General features: G+C 65.9%; 13 protein-coding genes. 1 reads left to right on the top strand and 12 read right to left on the bottom strand.

Features of this window, described 5'->3' with window-relative positions; all coding sequences use genetic code 11:
• The first annotated feature begins 51 nt into the window (after positions 1–51).
• Positions 52–1,329, top strand: a complete 1,278-nt coding sequence (locus tag F8237_RS23800; RefSeq protein WP_151648447.1) for a multidrug effflux MFS transporter — start codon at positions 52–54, stop codon at positions 1,327–1,329.
• 160 nt (positions 1,330–1,489) lie between these two features.
• Here F8237_RS23800 and ligA read toward each other — a convergent pair whose 3' ends face one another.
• From ligA to ftsW, 12 genes are all read right to left on the bottom strand, one after another.
• Complete coding sequence (gene ligA / locus F8237_RS23795; protein ID WP_151648445.1) at positions 1,490–3,637, bottom strand: NAD-dependent DNA ligase LigA; 2,148 nt, start codon at positions 3,635–3,637, stop codon at positions 1,490–1,492.
• Positions 3,638–3,791: 154 nt separating this feature from the next.
• Complete coding sequence (gene recN / locus F8237_RS23790; RefSeq protein WP_151648443.1) at positions 3,792–5,462, bottom strand: DNA repair protein RecN; 1,671 nt, start codon at positions 5,460–5,462, stop codon at positions 3,792–3,794.
• Between the two features lie 13 nt (positions 5,463–5,475).
• Positions 5,476–6,366: an outer membrane protein assembly factor BamD gene (locus tag F8237_RS23785; protein WP_151648441.1), complete on the bottom strand. Its 891-nt coding sequence runs from the start codon at positions 6,364–6,366 to the stop codon at positions 5,476–5,478.
• Between the two features lie 288 nt (positions 6,367–6,654).
• Positions 6,655–7,617, bottom strand: a complete 963-nt coding sequence (gene lpxC / locus F8237_RS23780; protein WP_151648439.1) for a UDP-3-O-acyl-N-acetylglucosamine deacetylase — start codon at positions 7,615–7,617, stop codon at positions 6,655–6,657.
• A 363-nt stretch (positions 7,618–7,980) separates the two neighbouring features.
• Entirely contained in the window at positions 7,981–9,783 is a 1,803-nt protein-coding gene (ftsZ, locus tag F8237_RS23775; protein WP_151648437.1) for a cell division protein FtsZ, read from the bottom strand.
• Between the two features lie 87 nt (positions 9,784–9,870).
• The gene (gene ftsA / locus F8237_RS23770; protein ID WP_151648435.1) at positions 9,871–11,193 is read right to left on the bottom strand and encodes a cell division protein FtsA; all 1,323 of its coding nucleotides are present in this window, start codon (positions 11,191–11,193) and stop codon (positions 9,871–9,873) included.
• Positions 11,190–12,230 (bottom strand): cell division protein FtsQ/DivIB, encoded by a 1,041-nt coding sequence (locus tag F8237_RS23765; RefSeq protein WP_151648433.1) that lies wholly within the window; start codon positions 12,228–12,230, stop codon positions 11,190–11,192. The genes ftsA and F8237_RS23765 overlap by 4 nt, the downstream gene beginning before the upstream one ends.
• A gap of 349 nt (positions 12,231–12,579) precedes the next feature.
• Positions 12,580–13,566 (bottom strand): D-alanine--D-alanine ligase family protein, encoded by a 987-nt coding sequence (locus F8237_RS23760; protein ID WP_162006400.1) that lies wholly within the window; start codon positions 13,564–13,566, stop codon positions 12,580–12,582.
• Positions 13,567–13,700: 134 nt separating this feature from the next.
• Entirely contained in the window at positions 13,701–14,618 is a 918-nt protein-coding gene (gene murB, locus F8237_RS23755; RefSeq protein ID WP_151648429.1) for a UDP-N-acetylmuramate dehydrogenase, read from the bottom strand.
• Between the two features lie 4 nt (positions 14,619–14,622).
• Positions 14,623–16,026: a UDP-N-acetylmuramate--L-alanine ligase gene (gene murC / locus F8237_RS23750; protein ID WP_151648427.1), complete on the bottom strand. Its 1,404-nt coding sequence runs from the start codon at positions 16,024–16,026 to the stop codon at positions 14,623–14,625.
• A 123-nt stretch (positions 16,027–16,149) separates the two neighbouring features.
• Positions 16,150–17,250 (bottom strand): undecaprenyldiphospho-muramoylpentapeptide beta-N-acetylglucosaminyltransferase, encoded by a 1,101-nt coding sequence (gene murG / locus F8237_RS23745; RefSeq protein WP_151648425.1) that lies wholly within the window; start codon positions 17,248–17,250, stop codon positions 16,150–16,152.
• Between the two features lie 192 nt (positions 17,251–17,442).
• The gene (gene ftsW, locus F8237_RS23740) at positions 17,443–18,594 is read right to left on the bottom strand and encodes a putative lipid II flippase FtsW (protein ID WP_151648423.1); all 1,152 of its coding nucleotides are present in this window, start codon (positions 18,592–18,594) and stop codon (positions 17,443–17,445) included.
• Positions 18,595–18,741: the final 147 nt, after the last annotated feature.

Genomic DNA, 18,741 nt, shown 5'->3' with positions numbered 1-18,741 from the left:
CTTGCGCGAGCACGCTACAGTCCGATTCGGATTTCGACGAGACGGACACGCATGCACGGCATGATCAGCAGGCCGCCGGACGCGGCAACGAAAAACATCGCGACCTCGCGCGTGGTGTTGCTGCTGCTGGTCGTCATGACCGGCATCGCGCCGATTTCGCTCTACATGCTGGTTCCGGCGCTGCCGGTGCTGGCGACCAATTTCGGCAGCGACATCTCGATCGCGCAGATGACCGTGTCGCTCTACATGGTGGGCATCGCGCTGTCGCAGCTGATCATGGGCCCTCTGTCGGACAGGTTCGGACGGCGCCCGGTGCTGCTGGCTGGACTCGCACTGATGGTGGCGGCCAGCATCGGCTGCATCTTCGCCCAAACCCTGCCGCAACTGATCGCCGCGCGCTTCTTCCAGGCACTGGGCGGCGCCGCCGGCATGGTGGTGAGCCGCGCGATCATCCGCGACATCTACGAGCGCGACCGCGTCGCCTCGATGATCAGCCTCGTGGTTGCGGCGCTGATGATCGGGCAGATGGTCTCCCCGCTCACCGGCGGCCTGATCGAGACCGCATTCGGCTGGCGCGCGATCTTCTACGCCATCACCATCGCCGCGATCATTGTCGCCATCGGCATCGCGGTCGCGCTGCCGGAGACGCGCCGCACCCGCGCGGCCGGCAGCGGCTTTCGCGGCGACGTCGGCATGCTGATCCGCAACCGCGCCTTCGTCGGCTATGTGATGTGCCAGGTGCTGGCCTCGCAGATCATCTTCACCTTTGCCGGCGGCGGTCCCTACATCGTGGTGACGCAGATGGGCCGCACCAGCGCCGAATACGGCGCCTGGTTCGCGACGACCGGTTTCGCCTATCTCATCGGCAATCTGCTCTGCGTGCGCTTCGCGCCCCGGCACTCGCTTGAAAAGCTGATATGGCTCGGGCTCGGCCTGCAACTCTGCGGCAGCCTGTTGAACCTGCTCTGGAGCTTTACTGGGTGGAACGAGGCGCCGGCCTGGCTGTTCGGTACGCAGATGATCGTGATGGCCGGCAATGCCTTCGTGATGGCGAACTCCGCCGCCGGCGCCATCAGCATCCGCCCCGAAGCCGCCGGCACCGCGTCAGGTGCGATGGGCTTTCTCCAGCAGGGCATCGGCGCGCTGATGTCGCAATTCGGCGCCTATCTCGGCGGCCACTCCGTCACGACGCTGCCGCTGACGTCCGCGGTGCTGGCGATCTCGCTGCTCTGCGCCTGCATGATGATCTTCGTCGTGCCGCGGCGGGAGATGGTGGTAAGCGAGGAATTGATCGAACGGGCGGAAGAGGAAGAGGGCGGGATGATGTGAGGGGGCGGCGGCCGTCGCCACACCCTCGGTGTCATCCCCCGCGAAGGCGGGGGATCCAGTACGCCGCGGCTTCTCCGTATCTTCGCACTGTCTCTGGAATACTGGATTCCCCGCCTTCGCGGGGAATGACAGCGGAGCCAGACGTATCAGTTCGTAGACCTCACTCCCCGATCAGCGTCAGCCACTCGTCCTCGGTCAGCACCTTGACGCCGTGCTTATTGGCCTCCGCGAGCTTCGAACCTGCACCAGGTCCTGCGACGACGAGATCGGTCTTCTTCGACACCGAGCCAGAGACTTTCGCGCCGAGCCGCTCCGCGGTCGCCTTGGCCTCGTCGCGCGTCATCTTTTCCAGCGAGCCGGTGAACACCACGGTCTTGCCGGCGACGGCCGAGTTGCTCTTCGGCTTCTCGGCGTCGACGATCTCGACCTCTTTGGTCAGCCGCTCGACGATGCCGCGGTTGTGGCTCTCGCCGAAATAGTCCGCGATGCTCTTGATCACGGTCTCGCCGATCTGGTCGAGCGCGTCCATCTCCGCCTTCGCCTCCTCGTCGCCCTTGGCGACCTTGAGGCAGGCGTCGTGGAAGGCATTCCAGGAGCCGTAGCCGCGCGCCAGCGCCAGCGCCGTGGTTTCTCCGACATGGCGCATGCCGAGGGCGTAGACGAAGCGCTCCAGCGCGATCCTGCGGCGGCTCGCGATGGCGCCGAACAGGTTGCGCACCGAGGTCTCGCCATAGCCCTCGATCTCCTCGAGCTTGAGCTTGAAATTGCGCTTCTCCAGCGTGAAGATGTCGGCGGGCTCCTTGACCCATCCTTCGTCGAAGAAATACTGCAGCTGCTTCTCGCCGAGACCATCGATGTCGAAGGCGCGCCGCGACACGAACAGCTTGAGATGCTCGATCTTCTGATACGGGCAGGCGAACTCGCCGGTGCAGCGGGCGCGGGATTCTTCCTCGCCGGCGGCCGTCTCGCCGCGCACGACGTCGGTGTGCAGCGGGCACGGGCACTTCTTCGGAAAGTGATATTCTTTGGCGCTTTTCGGCCGCTTGTCGAGGACGACATCGACGATTTGCGGGATCACGTCGCCGGCGCGCTGGATCACGACGGTGTCGCCGATCCGGATGTCGCGCCCCTCGCGCAACATTTCGCCCTTGCTGCCGACGCCCTTGATGTAGTCCTCGTTGTGCAGCGTGACGTTCTGCACGATCACGCCGCCGACGCCGACCGGCTCGAGCTTGCCGACCGGTGTGAACGAGCCGGTGCGGCCGACCTGGATCTCGATGTCGCGCAGCACGGTCATGGCGCGCTCGGCCGCGAATTTATGCGCGATGCCCCAGCGCGGCGTGCGCGAGACGAAACCAAGCCGCTCCTGCCAGTCGATGCGGTCGACCTTGTAGACGACGCCGTCGATGTCGTAGTCGAGCTTTGCACGCTCTTCCTCGATGCCCTGATGGAACGCAATCAGCTCCTCGACCGAATGGCACAGCTTCGTCAGCGGATTGGTCTTGAAGCCGCAGCGCTCGAACCAGCCGATCATGCCGCTCTGCGTCTCCTCCGGCATCGCGCTCATCTCGCCCCAGGCGTAGGCGAAGAAGCCGAGCGGACGCGAGGCGGTGATGGTCGGCTCCTTCTGCCGCAGCGAGCCCGCCGCCGAGTTGCGCGGATTGGCAAAGATGGTGCTGCCTTCGGCCTTCTGTCGCTCGTTGAGCGCCAGGAACGCCTTTTTGGTCATGTAGACCTCGCCTCGGACCTCGCAGACATTGGGGACGTTGCGCCCCTTCAGCTTCTGCGGCACGTCTTCGAGCGTCCGAATGTTGGCGGTGACGTCCTCGCCCTCCGAACCGTCGCCGCGCGTCGCTGCGGTGACGAGTTCGCCGCCTTCGTAGCGCAGCGACATCGAGAGGCCGTCGATCTTCGGCTCCGCGGAGAAGTCGACCTTGTCGTCGTCGAGCTTCAGGAAGCGCACGATGCGCCCGACGAAGTCGCGCACGTCCTCCTCGGCAAAGGCATTGTCGAGCGACAGCATGGGAACGGAATGCCGCACCTTCCTGAAACGCCCCGACGGTGCCGCGCCGACCTTCTGCGAGGGTGATTCCGCGCTGATGAATTCCGGAAAGCGCTTTTCGATCGCGTTGAAGCGCTGGCGCAACGCATCGTATTCGGCGTCGGTGACGGTGGGCGCGTCGTCCTGATAATAGCGTTCGTTGTGGCCCTCGATCTCGATCGCCAGCCGCATGTGCTCGACCTTGGCTTGCGCCTTGGTGAGGTCGGCGACGTCGCGAAGCGGTTTGGATTTTGCTGCTCTTGCCATTGTGCTTGGATACGATGGAGCGGGCGGGAGGGTAAAGACGGCTACAGTTTCGTGCCCCGGACGCAGCGCAGCGCGGAGCGGTGCGCTGCAGAGCCGGGGCCCATTGGGCGAAAAGTCTGGGTCCCGGCGCGCTTGCGCGTCCGGGACACGAAATCTAACTCGCCGCCTTGAGCAGCCGGTCCGCGGCTGCCCTCGCCTCGGCCGTGATCTCGGCGCCGGCGAGCATGCGGGCGATCTCTTCGCGGCGGTGGTCGGCGGCCAGTGTGTTGACGCGGGTGGCGACGCGCTTGCCCTTGTCCAGCGCGTCCTTCGAGATCAGCAGGTGCTGGTCGGCGCGGGCGGCAACCTGCGGGGCATGGGTGACGGCCATCACCTGCACCTTGCCGGCAAGCCGCGCCAGCCGTGCGCCGATGGCATCCGCGACCGCGCCGCCGACGCCGGTGTCGATTTCGTCGAAGACGAGCGTCGGCGCCGAGCCGCGGTCGGACAACACGACCTTGAGCGCCAGCAGGAAGCGCGAGAGCTCGCCGCCGGAGGCGACCTTCATCATCGGACCCGGCTTGGTGCCCGGATTGGTCTGCACCCAGAACTCGACGCGGTCGAAGCCTTGCGGGCCCGGTGCCGCCTCGTCGGTCGCGACCTGTGTCATGAACTTGGCGCGGTCGAGCTTGAGCGGGGCGAGCTCGGCGTTGACGGCCTTGTTGAGCTTCTCGGCCGACTTCTGGCGCACCAGCGACAGCTTCTTGGCAGCCGCCGCGTAGCGGCTATCTGCCTCGATCGCGGCCTGCTCCAGCTTCTTCAACCGCGAGGCGCCGGCATCGATCAGCACGACATCGGCGGCGTATTTGGCGGCAAGCGCGGCGAGCCCGTCGACCGGCGTCGAATATTTGCGGGAGGCCGCGCGCAGCGCGAACAGGCGCTCCTCGATGCGCTCGAGCTCGGACGGATCGAAATCGGTCGCGGCGAGCGCGGCCTGGAGATGCTGGTCGGCCTCCTCCAATGCGTTGATCGCGATGTCGATCGCCTTCACTGCGGGCTCGACCAGCGCCGGCGAGTTGACGCCGCGGCGCTCCAGCCGGCGCACGGCGGCCGCGAGGGCCGCAACCGGCGAGTTGTGACCACCGACGACTTCCTGTGCCTCGCGGAGGTCGGAGGCGATCTTCTCGCCCTGCATCATGGTGGTGCGGCGGGACGCCAGCGAGGTCTCCTCACCGTCCTTGGGCGCGAGCTGCTTGAGTTCGTCGGACGCGTGGCGCAGATAGTCGGCCTCGCGCGCGGCGCGCTCCATGCCGGCGCGATGCTCTTCCAGCGCGGTGTTGGCGGTGCGGCGCGCATCCCAAAGCGATTCGACGGCCGCGACATCCTTTTCGAGCCCGGCGAAGGCATCGAGCAGCTGGCGGTGGGTGGCGGCATCCACCAGTGCGCGCTCGTCATGCTGGCCGTGGATCTCGACCAGGGCGGCACCGACCGCCTTCAGCGTCTGCACGCTGATCGACTGGTCGTTGATGAAGGCGCGGGTGCGGCCGTCGGCCAGCTGCACCCGGCGGAGAATCATCTCACCGGTGTCATCCAGGCCGTTCTCGGCCAGAATCTTCGTCGCGGGGTGATTCTTGGGGATATCGAATACGGCAGTGACCTGCCCCTGCTCCGCGCCGTGGCGCACGAGGCCGGCGTCGCCGCGGCCGCCGAGCGCCAGCGCAAAGGCATCGAGCAGGATGGATTTGCCCGCACCGGTCTCGCCGGTCAAAACCGCAAGTCCGGTGGCGAATTCGATATCGAGCCGTTCGATCAGGACGATGTCACGGATCGACAGACGCGCCAGCATGGAACCAAATTTCCTAGCCGAGACCAACCTTCTTGAAGGCCCTGCTCATCCAGGACCCCTGATTCTCGCTCGGTTCGAGACCGCCGTTTTTAACAAGATTATAGGCGTCCTTGTACCAGCGGCTGTCAGGAAAATTGTGCCCGAGCACGGCGGCCGCGGTCTGCGCCTCGCCGACGATGCCGATCGCCATATAGGCCTCGGTGAGACGGTACAGCGCCTCCTCGACGTGCCGGGTGGTCTGGTACTGCGTCACAACCGCCTTGTAGCGGTTGATCGCCGCCGTGTAGTCGCGCTTCTGCATGTAATAGCGGCCGACGTTCATTTCCTTACCGGCGAGCTGGTCGCGCGCGCCCTCGATCTTGGCCTTGGCCGAGGTCGCATATTCGGACGTCGGATATTTGCGCACCACCTCTTCCAGCGCGGCGATCGCCTTCTCGGTGCGGGCCTGGTCGCGGCTGATGTCCGGGATCTGGTCGTAATGCGAGGCCGCGATCAAATATTGCGCATAGGCCGCGTCCGGGCTGCCGGGATGCAGCGTGACGTAGCGGGTGGCAGCGCCGATGCATCCGTCGTAGTCGCCGCCCTGATAGGACGCGTAGGCCGACATCAGCAGCGATTTGCGGGCCCAGTCGGAATAAGGATGCTGGCGGTCGACCTCTTCGAACTTCTTGTTCGCCGCCTTCATGTCCTTCTTCTCGTTCATGAGGTACAGGCCCTCATTGTAGATCTTGTCGGCGGGCTCCTCGACGAAGGTGTCGTCCTTAGCGGTGAACTTGTCCCAGAGCGAGCCGGTGCCGCAGCCGGCCAGCGGCAGCGCGAGCACGACAAAGATGGCGGCCTGAAGCAGCCCACGGGCTCGCGAGGAGACCGAGAGATATCCGCGCGTCATACGCTGTGCCGACATGAGTTTAAGCCCTGACGCCCTGTGGTGCGGTGCCCGCCTGCCCATGACCCCGTCATGGGCGCGAAATGTGACCGTGGTGCCCGCCATGCGACCACGCTGCTGTAACCGAAAAACGATCTCTAACCAACCGGATAGGCAGGCATTTCGCCCGGATTAAGGCGAACGCGCCGCAATCCTAGCCGATCATTGTTACCAGGAGTTTCCCGGGGTAATTCCGCAGCCGATGCCGGGACAGCGGATGCCAGGACGGCGGATGCCGGGACGGCGGATGCCGGGACAGCAGAGCTGTCAGGACACGTCCGGGCCGTAGGCCGCGGCGATCCGGCCGCCGACGATGCTGCGACCGGTTTCGGCCACGGGACGCGTGGTGCGGCGGGCTGCCTCGCCCTCGACCACCCGCCAGGCGGTACGGTCGGCGAGCAGCGCGGTCAGCACAGCATGGTTGAGCTTGTGGCCGCCACGGCGCGAGCGGTAGGCGCCAAGCAGCGGCAGGCCGGCCAGCGCGAGGTCGCCGATCACGTCCAGCACCTTGTGGCGAACGCATTCGTCGGCGTAGCGCAGGCCTTCGGCGTTGAGCAGCCGCTCGTCGTCGAACACGACGGTGTTGTCGAAGGACGCTCCAAGGGCGTAACCCGCGCTCCACAGCCGCGCGACGTCGCACATCAGGCCAAAAGTCCGGGCGCGGCCGACTTCGCGGCGGAAGCGTTCCGGGCTCAGGTCGATATCGTAGCTCTGCTGGCCGATGACGGGATTGGTGAAGTCGATCTCGACCTCGGCGCGGAACCCGTTGGCATAAGGCCGGATCTCGCCGAAGGAGTCGCCGATCTTGACCGAGACCGGCTTCAAAACCTGAATGAAACGGCGCTGCGCCGGCTGGTTGACGATGCCGGCCTGATCGATCGCCGCAACAAAGGCCGCAGCGCTGCCGTCCATGATCGGCACTTCCGGACCGTCGATCTCGATGGTGGCGTTGTCGACGCCCATGCCACGCAGCGCAGCGAGCACATGCTCGGCGGTGGACACCAGCGGACCGCTGCGATCACCGAGGACGGTGGCAAAATCGGTCGCGATCACCTGATCGGCGGTCGCCTGGACTTCGCGGTCACTTCCCTCAAGGCCCGTGCGGACAAAAATAAAACCTGCGTCGACAGGCGCAGGTCCCAACGTGAGGGTGACGGGAAGACCGGAATGAACGCCGACGCCGGCCACGGTGGCTTGCGCACGAAGCGTTGTTTGCCGGCTAAATTTCATCAGGAACCCGCCCCACTACGACCCACTGCGACTTATACTGAACCCGACTGATCGATCGAGATCGACCGTCCGAATCTCCGTATCCCCAAGTCACGGCAAACCATAATCACTGCCTCAAACAGCGCCAACTCACGCTTTTTTACCGATTGTTACCCCAAACCTGCCGTATTCGCGCCAAGGCTTAACCAAATTGCGCCGAGTTTCGGGGCCGATATCAGCAGCTTTACTGAACCACCGAACAAGTAATTAATGATTTAAAATCAGTTGCTTGAGCATGCAATCCGGATATGCGCGGGACAAAAGGAAAGGTCCCGGCAAGCTTCCCGCCGGGACCTTTTTTCGTCTGCCTTATTGTAACAATCCTCAGGTCGCCTGACGCCGCAGGAAGGCCGGGATATCAAGATGGTCATCGCCCTGTGGCGCCGGCGCAACAGGCGCCGGGCGGCCATGCATGTCCAGGCCCTGCGGCGCTGGACGACGGGCATACTCTGATACCGGCTCGGTGGCCGCGATCTGCTGCGCCACACTCTTCTGCGGCCGGCGATCGGGCAGCGGCGGCATCGCGGGACCGGCGGTGCGGGCGGCGATCGGCGCCTCGCTCTCCTCGTCGCGGCGGCCGAGGCCGACATTGGCAAGGCGCTGGAGCAGCGACAGGCGGCTCTTCTGCGGGGTCTCTTCTTCAACCTCGCCGCGGGCCTGACGAAGCTCGGCCTGGGCCGGCATCGGCAGTTCCTCGATCCGCGGCATCCGCGGCGTACGCATCGGCGCACGCTCGGCCTGCGGCGGGATGAAGGTTTCCGGCGTCATCGGCTCATGCATGGCCATCGGCGCCTGCTCGGGCTCCGGGAACAGCGTCGGCTTCTGCGCAATCGGGCGCACGGTGACGTCGCCATAAGTCTGCATCGGCGCAGGCGCGTGCGGGACGTCCGCAACGGCAGCCGCGATGGCGGCGAGCGCAGCGCGCTCGACGTTCGGGCGCGGCGCCATCGGCGCGGCAGCGACCGGGGCCGCAGCGGGGATCTGCGATTCCAGCTTCTGGGCACGCTCGGCCAGCCGCTGGTTGTCGGCGCGGAGCCGCGCGGTCAGGTCGGCGAGACGGCTCTCGGCGGCAACCGCCGGAGCTGCGGGAGCCTGCTGCACCTGCGGCGCCGCCGCGTTCGCGACCGGAGCGCTGGTGGCCTGGCTGTTGCGGGCGATCGCGGCCTGCTCGATGCCGGTGGCAACGACCGAGACGCGGATCAGGCCGTCGAGCGCTTCGTCGAAGGTTGCGCCGACGATGATGTTGGCGTCCTGGTCGACTTCCTCGCGGATGCGGGTCGCGGCTTCGTCGACCTCGAACAGCGTGAGGTCCTTGCCGCCGGTAATGGAGATGAGGAGGCCCTTGGCGCCCTTCATCGAGCTGTCGTCGATCAGCGGGTTGGCGATCGCGGCTTCAGCGGCGGTCAGCGCGCGCTTGTCGCCGGACGCTTCGCCCGTCCCCATCATCGCCTTGCCCATCTCCTTCATCACCGCTCTCACGTCGGCGAAGTCGAGATTGATCAGGCCTTCCTTGACCATCAGGTCGGTGATGCAGGCAACGCCGGAGTAGAGCACCTGGTCGGCCATCGCGAAGGCGTCGGCGAAGGTGGTCTTCTCGTTGGCGACCCGGAACAGGTTCTGGTTCGGGATGATCAGGAGCGTATCGACGACCTTGTGCAGTTCGTTGATGCCGGCTTCCGCGGTGCGCATGCGGCGACCGCCCTCGAAGTGGAACGGCTTGGTCACGACACCGACGGTGAGGATGCCCATCTCGCGCGCGATCTTGGCGATGACGGGAGCAGCACCCGTGCCGGTGCCGCCGCCCATGCCCGCGGTGACGAACACCATGTTGGCGCCGGAGAGATGGTCGCGGAGCTCGTCCATCACCTCTTCGGCCGCGGCCGCGCCGACGACCGGCTGCGAGCCTGCGCCCAGGCCCTGCGTTGCCGCCGTGCCCATCTGCACGATGCGCTGCGCCTTCGACATCGTCAGCGCCTGCGCGTCGGTGTTGGCGACCACGAAGTCGACGCCCTGGAGGCCCGCCGTGATCATGTTGTTGACGGCGTTGCCGCCAGCGCCGCCGACGCCGAACACGGTGATCCGGGGCTTCAGTTCGTGAATATCAGGAACATTGATGCTGATGGTCATGTTTGCCTCTCGATCACGCGCGCGTGGGTTCGCCCCGGCCGGCGGCCGCGGGAGTTGATGAAAGTCGGGAATTGCGGAAATCGGTCATCAGAAGCCCTCGCGTAGCCATCGTCCGACCTTTCCGAAATAACCGCCGGTCCCTGTCCTGACCTGCTGCCGCGTATGCCGCGGTTCGACATGTTCCTGGTGAACATATTGCGGGTAGACGAGGAGGCCGGCCGGCACCGCGAACGCGGCGTTCTTCGCCTCGTTGGGCAGCCGGCCGAAACCGAGCGGACGTCCGACCCGCACGGGCCGGCCGAGAATCTGCGTGCCGAGTTCGACGAGGCCGGTGAGCTGCGAGGCGCCGCCCGAGAGCACGACGCGGCCGTTCGGCTCTGAGGCGAAGGGCGAATCCTTCAGCTTGTCCCGAACCATTTCGAAGACTTCCTCGGCACGGTGCTTGACGATGTTGGCGATGGTCGCGCGGGAGACGATCTGCGGCAGATCCTGCTCGTCACCGGCTGTCGGTACAGACATCAGCTCACGCGAGTCCGATCCGCCGGTGATGACGGTCCCGTATAACGTCTTGATTCGCTCGGCATCGGCAATGGTCGCGGAGAGTCCGCGCGCAAGATCCATCGTGATGTGTTGCCCGCCGACCGCAAACCCCGCCGCGTGCACGAAACGGCCGCCGGCATAGACTGCGATGGTGGTGGTGCCCGCGCCCATCTCGACGACGGCAGCGCCGAGATCGGCCTCGTCGTCGGTCAGCACCGACAGGCCGGCCACATAGGGGCTCGCCGCCATGGCTTCGACGTTGATGTGGCAGCGTTCCACCGCCAGCATCAGGTTCCGCGCCACGGTGGCGTCGCAGGTGACGACGTTCATGTCGACGCCGAACTGGTGGGCGACCATGCCGCGGGGATCGCGGATGCCCTTGACGCCATCGAGCGTGTAGCCGACCGGCAGTGCATGCAGCACGGTGCGGCCTTCGCCGGTGGCGTGGCGCATGCCGGTGGAGGTGACGCGGCTGACGTCGGCCGGCGTCACGGCGCCGCCGCGGATGTCGGCCGCGGCTTCGACCAGCTGGCCGGAGAGCCGGCCTCCGGACACCGACAGCAGCACGGAATCGACCCGCACCTTGGCCATTTTCTCAGCAAGTCCAACGGCCTGGCGGACCCCCTGCTCGCATTCGGCAAGATCCACCACCGCGCCGGCCTTCATGCCGCGCGACTGGATCTGGCTGTAGCCGATCAACTCCACCGCGTGGGTGCGGCCGCGCAACGCGTCGTTCGGCGCCGACGGCTTCAGCCGCGCGATCATGCAGGCGATCTTGCTGGTGCCGATGTCGAGACAGGCGACGAGGCCGCCGCGCTTGTGCGGCATCTGGCGTGTCTTCGGCGTCTGGGTGCGATCAAGACCGGTCATGCAGCGTCCCCGGCCTTTTTCTTCTTCTTGTCCTTGAACAGATCTTCGCGCGCCTTGGCGGCGTCTTCGGACAGCTGCACCACCAGGCGATCCGGCAGGCGCATGTCGACGGCGACGATGTCGCGCGAGAACAGCCTGTCCTCCTTGTCGAGCCTGGACAGCATCGCGAGCGCGTTGCCGACGTCCTGCTCGGGCAGGCGGATGTCGAGACCGTCCTTGAGCCTCAGGTTCCAGCGCCGCTCGCCGACCAGGATGGCGGCCTTGGTCACCGAATTGACCTGCGGATAGCGCGCCAGCAGCGCCAGGAAATCGCGCGCCTGCGTGTCGGCTCCCTTGCCGACCACGAGCGGCAGCGACAGGAACCGGCGCGACACATAGGGTTCGAGCACGGCGCCGTCATCGGCGATGACGGAGAGCCGGCCGGCCTCCTGCCACAGCGCGAACGCCTGACGCTCGGTGATGTCGATCATGAGCCGCCCCGGATAGAGCTTCAGCACGGTCGCATCCGCGATCCAGGGATTGGCCTTGAGCTTGTCGCGCACGGCGTCGGCGTCGAGGAACAGCAGCGAGGAACGGCCGCTGACGCCGCCGACCGCGAGGATCTCGTCCTGGCTGAGCTGCTTGCGGCCGTTGATCACGACGGAGGTGATGCGGAAGCCCGCGGAATTGGCCATCGCGTTGCGGGCATCGCTGACCGCCGTGATGAAATCCTGGAGATGACCGCCCTTGACGATGCCGAAGCCGCAGCTTCCGAGCAGCAGCAGCACGGTCATGGTGATCCCGACCCGGCGCGGCGCATAGCGCTCGACCAGCGCGACCAGCCGCGGCGGCGACTCGCGCTCGACCACGGGCCTGGCTTTGGTGCTGGACCTGATCTTGGCTTGGGCGGCAGCGCGCTTCGCGTCACGCTTCTGGTGAAGCTTCTCCTGCACCCACTCGCGCAGAAGCACGACCGCTCCGATAGCGGCCGCCTTCAGGTCAGCTTGGGGCCTCAGCGATCTGAAAAACGACCGGGTGAGGCTTCCTGCTCCATCCATTGCACGAGCTCGTCAACAGTTTCCCCGCGACACCGCGCGGATCCTGGCGAACATGACGTCTCGAACTTGCCGGGCCGGGTACTGGTCTTCAGCAGAAGAAGCCTCTCCCGTTCAAAGCGATCGCTGCAGGTGACATCACCCAGAACAGCTCACGCGCCGGCAGCCAAAACGCCATATGCGCCGCGAGCGTTAACCTTCGGATGTCCTGGTAAACAAAAGGTAAAGTTCGTTAACGCGGGATGCGTTTTGCCGAGGCCAGTGAGGTATTTATGCCGCGATGTCCGGCATTTTACCGGCATTTGGTTCCAAATTGGGCGATTTTGCCCATTTCGCCGTTAACCAGTCCTAATTATTTCCGCACGCCCCGCTCGGCGAGCTCGACCAGGCCGCGCAGGAAGTCGACGAACTCGATGCCCTCGGCCTTCAGCGCCTTGGGGTAGAGCGAGGACTTGGTGAGCCCGGGCAGCGTGTTGGTCTCGAGATAGACCAGCCTCTTGTCCGAGACGATGAAGTCCGAGCGGGAATAGCCGGTGCAGGACATCGCGCGATGCGCCAGCATCGCCTGCTGCTTGAGCGCGGCGGTGATCTCGGGTGCGAAACGGCCGGGGCAGATCTCCTGGGTCGACTTCAGGAGATATTTTGCCGCGTAGTCGAAATTGCCCTCGCCCGGAATGATCTCGATCGGCGGCAGCGAGATGATCGACCCATCGGTGCGCTCCAGCACGCCGCAGGTCGCCTCGACGCCGGCGATGTAGGGCTCGATCACATAGTCTTCGTGCTTGGCCGCATTGCGGACGGCGACGAGGTCCTGCCTGGCGTTGACGAAGATCAGTCCGTAGCTCGACCCGTCGCGTGCCGGCTTTGCGATCAGCCGGCCATATTCGGCGAAGGCTTCGTCGATCTCGTCCAGCGCGACGCTTGCGGGCGGCGTCACGCCGCCGAGCGCGGCGAAATGCTTGGCCGCGACTTTGTCGAAGGCAAGATGCGAGGAGGCCGAGCCCGAACCGGTGAAGGGCACGCCGCGCATCTCGCACATCACCTGCAATTCGCCGTTCTCCGCGCGACCGCCATGCAGGCCGAGCACCAGCACGCGGCCTTCGGCCTTGGCCTGGTCGAGCGCCTGCGCCAGCGGAATGCCCGACGTGCCCGGCTTGAACTCGTCCTCGAATGGGCGGGCATGGTCGAGCAGTTGCTTCGACTGCACCACATGCACCTTGTCCTCGACGTCCCACCACCACAGATCGGCCTCGGGCAGCGCCTGATGCAGCGCCTGGGCCGAGGCGACCGAAACCAGGCGTTCGCGGTTGGTGCCGCCGAAGAGGATGGTGATGCGCATGGTCATGGTCCGTAATCTCTCAGTTCGTCATTCCGGGGCGCGACGAAGTCGCGAGCCCGGAATCTATTTCACCACCGTCTCCGCGGCCCAATGGATTCCGGGCTCTCGCTTCGCGAGCCCCGGAATGACGGCCATCATGATATCCCGATCCGCTTGATTTCCCAGTGTAGCTCAATTCCGGAATTTGCCTTCACCCGTTCGCGCACGGTCTCGCCGAGCGTCTCGATATCCTGCGCGGTGGCCTCGCCCGTGTTGATCAGGAAATTGCAGTGCATCTCCGAGACCTGCGCGCCGCCGACGCGCAGGCCGCGGCAGCCGGCGGCGTCGACCAGCTTCCAGGCGGAATGGCCCGGCGGATTCTTGAAGGTCGAGCCGCCGGTCTTTTTGCGGATCGGCTGCGCGGTTTCGCGATGGGCCTGCACCTCCGCCATGCGCGCGCGGATCGTCTCGGCATCCCTGATCTCGCCGCGAAGCCGCGCGGACGTGAAGATGATCGAGGGATCGACGCCGCTGCTGCGGTAGACGAATTTCATCTCGGCGTTGGAGAAGATTTGCTTCGTACCGTCACGCCCGACGCCCCGCGCCTCGACCAGCACATCCCTGGTCTCGCCGCCATTGGCACCGGCATTCATGCGCAGCGCACCGCCGATGGTGCCGGGAATGCCGAAATAGAATTCGAGCCCGCCGATATTGGCGGATGCGGCGACCTCCGCGACGCGCTTGTCGAGCGCGGCAGCCCCCGCAGTGACGATGTCGCCGCTCGCGCTCGCCTCGCCAAAGGCGCGCGGGGCGAGGCGGATCACCACGCCCGCAATGCCGCCGTCGCGCACGATCAGATTGGAGCCGACGCCGACGACATCAACGGGGATGTCGTGCGCGAGGTGTGCGAGGAAATATGCGAGATCGTCCTCGTCCGCCGGCGTGAACAGCACCTGTGCGGGGCCGCCGACGCGAAACCAGGTCAGCTCGGCGAGCGACTGGTTGGCGAGCAGCCGGCCGCGGAGATCAGGCATCGCAGCTTTGAGAGAAGGTGTGATGTCGGGAAAGCTCACCGCCCTACCCCAGCGCCTTCAATTCGCCGGGCAAGGCATACGCCCATTGCGTGATGTTGCCGGCACCGAGGCACACGACGAGATCCCCCGACTTCGCCAATCCCTTGACGATGCCCGCGAGCTCCGCCGCCGCGGGCAGCGGGATCACATTACGATGGCCGTGCGCGCGCAAGCCCGCGACGAAATGATCGCGATCGACGCCGTCGATCGGCGTCTCGCCGGCGGCGTAGACGTCGGCGACAACAACCGCATCGGCATCGTTGAAGCAGGTGCAGAATTCCTCGAACAGCGATTGCAGGCGGGTGTAGCGATGCGGCTGCACCACGGCGATGATCTTGCCGTTGGTGGATTCGCGCGCCGCCTTCAGCACCGCCGCGATCTCGACGGGGTGATGGCCGTAATCGTCGATCACGGTGACGCCGTTCCACTCGCCGGTCTTGGTGAAGCGGCGCTTGACACCGCCGAAACCGGCGATCGCCTTGCGGATCGCCTCGTCGGAGACCCCGAGCTCGCGCGCGACCGCGATTGCCGCCGTCGCGTTGGAGGCGTTATGACGGCCCGGCATCGGCAGCATCAGATCAGGAATCTCGTGCACGGCGCCGGTCTTGCGATCGCGGAACGCCACCTTGAACTTCGATCCGCCGCCCATCGGGGTGAGATCGACCAACCGCGCATCGGCCTGCGGATTCTCGCCATAAGTGATGATGCGGCGGTCCTCGATCTTGCCGACGAGGCTCTGCACCACGGGATGATCGATGCACATCACGGCAAAGCCGTAGAACGGCAAATTCTCGACGAAGTGGCGGAACGCGTCCTGCACGGCCTCGAATGTCTTGAAGTGGTCGAGATGCTCGGGGTCGACATTGGTGACGATCGCGACATCTGTCGGCAGCTTGAGGAACGTGCCGTCGCTCTCGTCGGCCTCGACCACCATCCACTCACCGGCGCCGAGGCGGGCGTTCGAGCCATAGGCGTTGATGATGCCACCGTTGATGACGGTGGGATCGAGGTCGCCGGCATCGAGCAGCGTTGCGACCATCGTGGTCGTCGTGGTCTTGCCGTGCGTGCCGGCGATCGCGACGCAGCTCTTCAGCCGCATCAGCTCGGCCAGCATCTCGGCGCGGCGTACCACGGGAATGCGCCGTTCGCGCGCCGCCATCAGTTCCGGATTGTCGCGCTTGATCGCGGAGGACACCACGACGACCTCGGCACCGTCGACATTCTCGGCCTTGTGGCCGACCGAGACCTTGGCGCCCGCCTTGCGCAGACGGTCGAGATTGTAATTGTCGGAGGCATCCGAGCCCTGCACGGCATAGCCGAGATTGACCAGCACCTCGGCGATCCCGCTCATGCCGATCCCGCCGATCCCGACGAAGTGGATGGGTCCGATCTCGCGCGGCAATCTCATGCTCTGTTCCCTGACCTCGCCGCCTGAAACGGCGGTATCTGGCGAAAGTCACGGCCAAATCAGCCGCGGACCTTTCCTATTGGATGCCCCGCTTTGGAAGGCCAAGACAAGGGCTTTTTCGCGTCAGATTCCCGCGACTTTGACCACCAGATCGGCCAGACGTTCGGCCGCATCGAGCCGGCCGGCGCCACGGGCGGCCTCGGCCATGGCCGCGAGGCGCGCGGGCTCGGCGGCGAAGGCGGAAATCTCGGCGGCCAGCCGGTCGGAGGTGAACTCGGTCTGCGGGATGCGGATCGCGCCGTTGACCTGCGACAGCACGCCGGCATTGGCAAACTGGTCCTGGTCGATCGCGCCGGGTAGCGGCACCAGGATCGAGGGCCGGCCGATCGCGGCGAGCTCGGCCACCGTGCCGGCGCCGGAACGCGACACCACCAGGTGGTTGGATGCAAGCCGCGCCGGCAGGTCGGTGAAGAACGGCGCGAGCTCGGCATTGATCTTGAGCTTGTCGTAGACCGCGCGCACGCGGCTCATGTCCTCGTCACGAACCTGCTGGGTCAGAACCAGCCGGCTCCACAGCGCCGACTCCAGCCGCTCAATCGCGCCGGGGACGATATCGGCCATGATGCGCGCGCCCTGGCTACCGCCGACGACGAGCAGCCGCAGCGGCCCATTCACCTCGGGCGCGGCATAGGGCACGGCAGCTGCAGCAAGCACCGCCGGCCGCATCGGCGTGCCGACCGTCGTGGTCTTGCCTGACAGCGCGGGATCGCGATCGAGCACGCCGGGCAACGATGTCGCGATGGCGCGGACGCGGCTCGACAGAAACCGGTTGGCGCGGCCGAGCACGGCGTTGGCGTCGTGGATGATGCTCGGCACACCGGCGAATTTTGCCGCGACCAGCGGCGGCAGCGTTGGGTAGCCGCCGAAGCCGACGACGGCGACGGGCTTCAATCGCTTGATCAGGCGATACGCAGCGAGCGTGCCTGTGGCGAGCGTAAGGCCGGCATAAGCGAGCTGCAACGGATTGCGGCCGCGCGCGGTCTCGCTCGCGACAACGTCGATCATGTCCTTGGTGAACAGCCCGCTGTAGCGCAGCGCGCGCTCGTCGGTGACGAGGCGGACGCGAAAGCCGCGCCGGATCAGCTCGACGCCGAGCGCCTCGGCCGGAAACAGATGGCCGCCGGTGCCGCCCGCGGCGAGAAGAATCAGGGGGGAAGTGTTCATGGAGAGGCCTTTTACAAGGTCTTTCCCGTCATTGCGAGCGAAGCGACACCGTGCTCGTGCGCCGGGCGCAGCGCAGCGCGCCGCCTCTTCGCGGCGTGGTGCGCTGCTGAACCGGGGCCCATCCTTTCTGCAGATGCCTGCGGCATTCTGGGTCCCGGATCTGCGCTTCGCTTGCCCGGAACACGGGACCTGCTACGCGTAGCTCCGCATCGCCTCGGCGTGGCCGCTGGCCTCGACCTCGGTGCGCGGGCGCAGCCGCGTCAGCGCCAGCATCATGCCGACGCCGTATGCGAGCGACACGATCGAGGAGCCGCCATAGGAGATGAACGGCAGCGTCATGCCCTTGGCCGGAATGAGCTGGAGGTTGACCGACATGTTGATGGCGGCCTGCACGCCGAACAGGATCGCGAGACCGGAAGCTGCGAAGCGCGAGAACATGTCTTCATTGGCATAGGCGCGCGACAGCGTGCGCAGGACGACGAAGGCGAACAGCGCCAGCATGGCGAGGCACAGGATGATCCCGAACTCTTCGGCGGCGACCGCGAACACGAAATCGGTGTGGCTGTCCGGCAGGCTGCGTTTTGCAATTCCCTCGCCCGGTCCGAGCCCGAACCAGCCGCCGTTGTAGAAGGCCTCCATCGCGGTATCGACCTGGAAGGTGTCGCCGGAGGCCGGATTCATGAAGCGCTTGATGCGGCCCGCAACGTGCGGAACGAACAGATAGGCGCTGAACAGTCCGGCGGCGCCGAGACCGGCGAGCCCGAATACCCAGATCATGCGCATGCCCGCGATGAAGAACAGCGAGCCCCACACCATCAGGATCAGCATGGTCTGGCCGAAATCCGGCTCCATCACCAACAGCGAGACCAGCATCAACAGCAGCACCAGCGCCATCGAGGTCGCCGGCATCTCCGGCCGCCTGGTCGATTCCGCGAACAGCCAGGCGGCGATCACGACGAACGACGGCTTTGCGATTTCGGAGGCCTGGATGTTGACGCCGAGCAGCGTGATCCAGCGCCGCGAGCCCTTCACCTCCGGGCCGATGGCGAGGGTCAGCACGATCAGGATGATGCTGGCCGCAAAGATGATCAGGGCCGAGCGTCGGATCGCGCGCGGCGACAGGAAGGACACCCCGAGCAGCACCAGGCAGGACGGCGCCAGGAACATCACGTGGCGGCTGAAGAAGTGGAACGGATCGAGCCCGATGCGGGTCGCGACCGGCGGGCTCGCCGCCAGCGACAGGATCACCCCGGTCAGCATCAGCGCCAGGATGGCGCCCATCAGCGGCTTGTCGACGGTCCACCACCATTCGGAAAAGGGGGTGCGTTCTTCACGGGAGAGCATGGGCGGCCGCTTTCGGACAGAGGTCGGTCCATTGGTCGCCGAGGTTGGTTACCGGGGGGTTAAGGAATGGTGGATGTTTGGAGATGATCTCCACTGCGTCCACAAAACACGCTGTCATGCCCCGGCTTGACCGGGGCATCCAGTACG

It is taken from the genome of Bradyrhizobium betae, assembly GCF_008932115.1.
In the GTDB taxonomy this organism is placed as follows: Bacteria; Pseudomonadota; Alphaproteobacteria; order Rhizobiales; family Xanthobacteraceae; genus Bradyrhizobium; species Bradyrhizobium betae.
The sequence above is the reverse complement of the archived record's forward strand: the minus strand, read 5'-3'. Positions and strand labels throughout refer to the sequence as shown.

What these genes read in the sequence shown, in the direction of transcription:
- ligA (WP_151648445.1), bottom strand. Translation starts at nt 3,637, where the DNA reads ATGGCAAGAGCAGCAAAATCCAAACCGCTTCGCGACGTCGCCGACCTC.
- ftsA (WP_151648435.1), bottom strand. Translation starts at nt 11,193, where the DNA reads ATGACCGGTCTTGATCGCACCCAGACGCCGAAGACACGCCAGATGCCG.
- lpxC (WP_151648439.1), bottom strand. Translation starts at nt 7,617, where the DNA reads ATGAAATTTAGCCGGCAAACAACGCTTCGTGCGCAAGCCACCGTGGCC.
- F8237_RS23760 (WP_162006400.1), bottom strand. Translation starts at nt 13,566, where the DNA reads ATGCGCATCACCATCCTCTTCGGCGGCACCAACCGCGAACGCCTGGTT.
- F8237_RS23800 (WP_151648447.1), top strand. Translation starts at nt 52, where the DNA reads ATGCACGGCATGATCAGCAGGCCGCCGGACGCGGCAACGAAAAACATC.
- recN (WP_151648443.1), bottom strand. Translation starts at nt 5,462, where the DNA reads ATGCTGGCGCGTCTGTCGATCCGTGACATCGTCCTGATCGAACGGCTC.
- ftsW (WP_151648423.1), bottom strand. Translation starts at nt 18,594, where the DNA reads ATGCTCTCCCGTGAAGAACGCACCCCCTTTTCCGAATGGTGGTGGACC.
- murC (WP_151648427.1), bottom strand. Translation starts at nt 16,026, where the DNA reads ATGAGATTGCCGCGCGAGATCGGACCCATCCACTTCGTCGGGATCGGC.
- ftsZ (WP_151648437.1), bottom strand. Translation starts at nt 9,783, where the DNA reads ATGACCATCAGCATCAATGTTCCTGATATTCACGAACTGAAGCCCCGG.
- murG (WP_151648425.1), bottom strand. Translation starts at nt 17,250, where the DNA reads ATGAACACTTCCCCCCTGATTCTTCTCGCCGCGGGCGGCACCGGCGGC.
- F8237_RS23765 (WP_151648433.1), bottom strand. Translation starts at nt 12,230, where the DNA reads ATGGATGGAGCAGGAAGCCTCACCCGGTCGTTTTTCAGATCGCTGAGG.
- F8237_RS23785 (WP_151648441.1), bottom strand. Translation starts at nt 6,366, where the DNA reads ATGTCGGCACAGCGTATGACGCGCGGATATCTCTCGGTCTCCTCGCGA.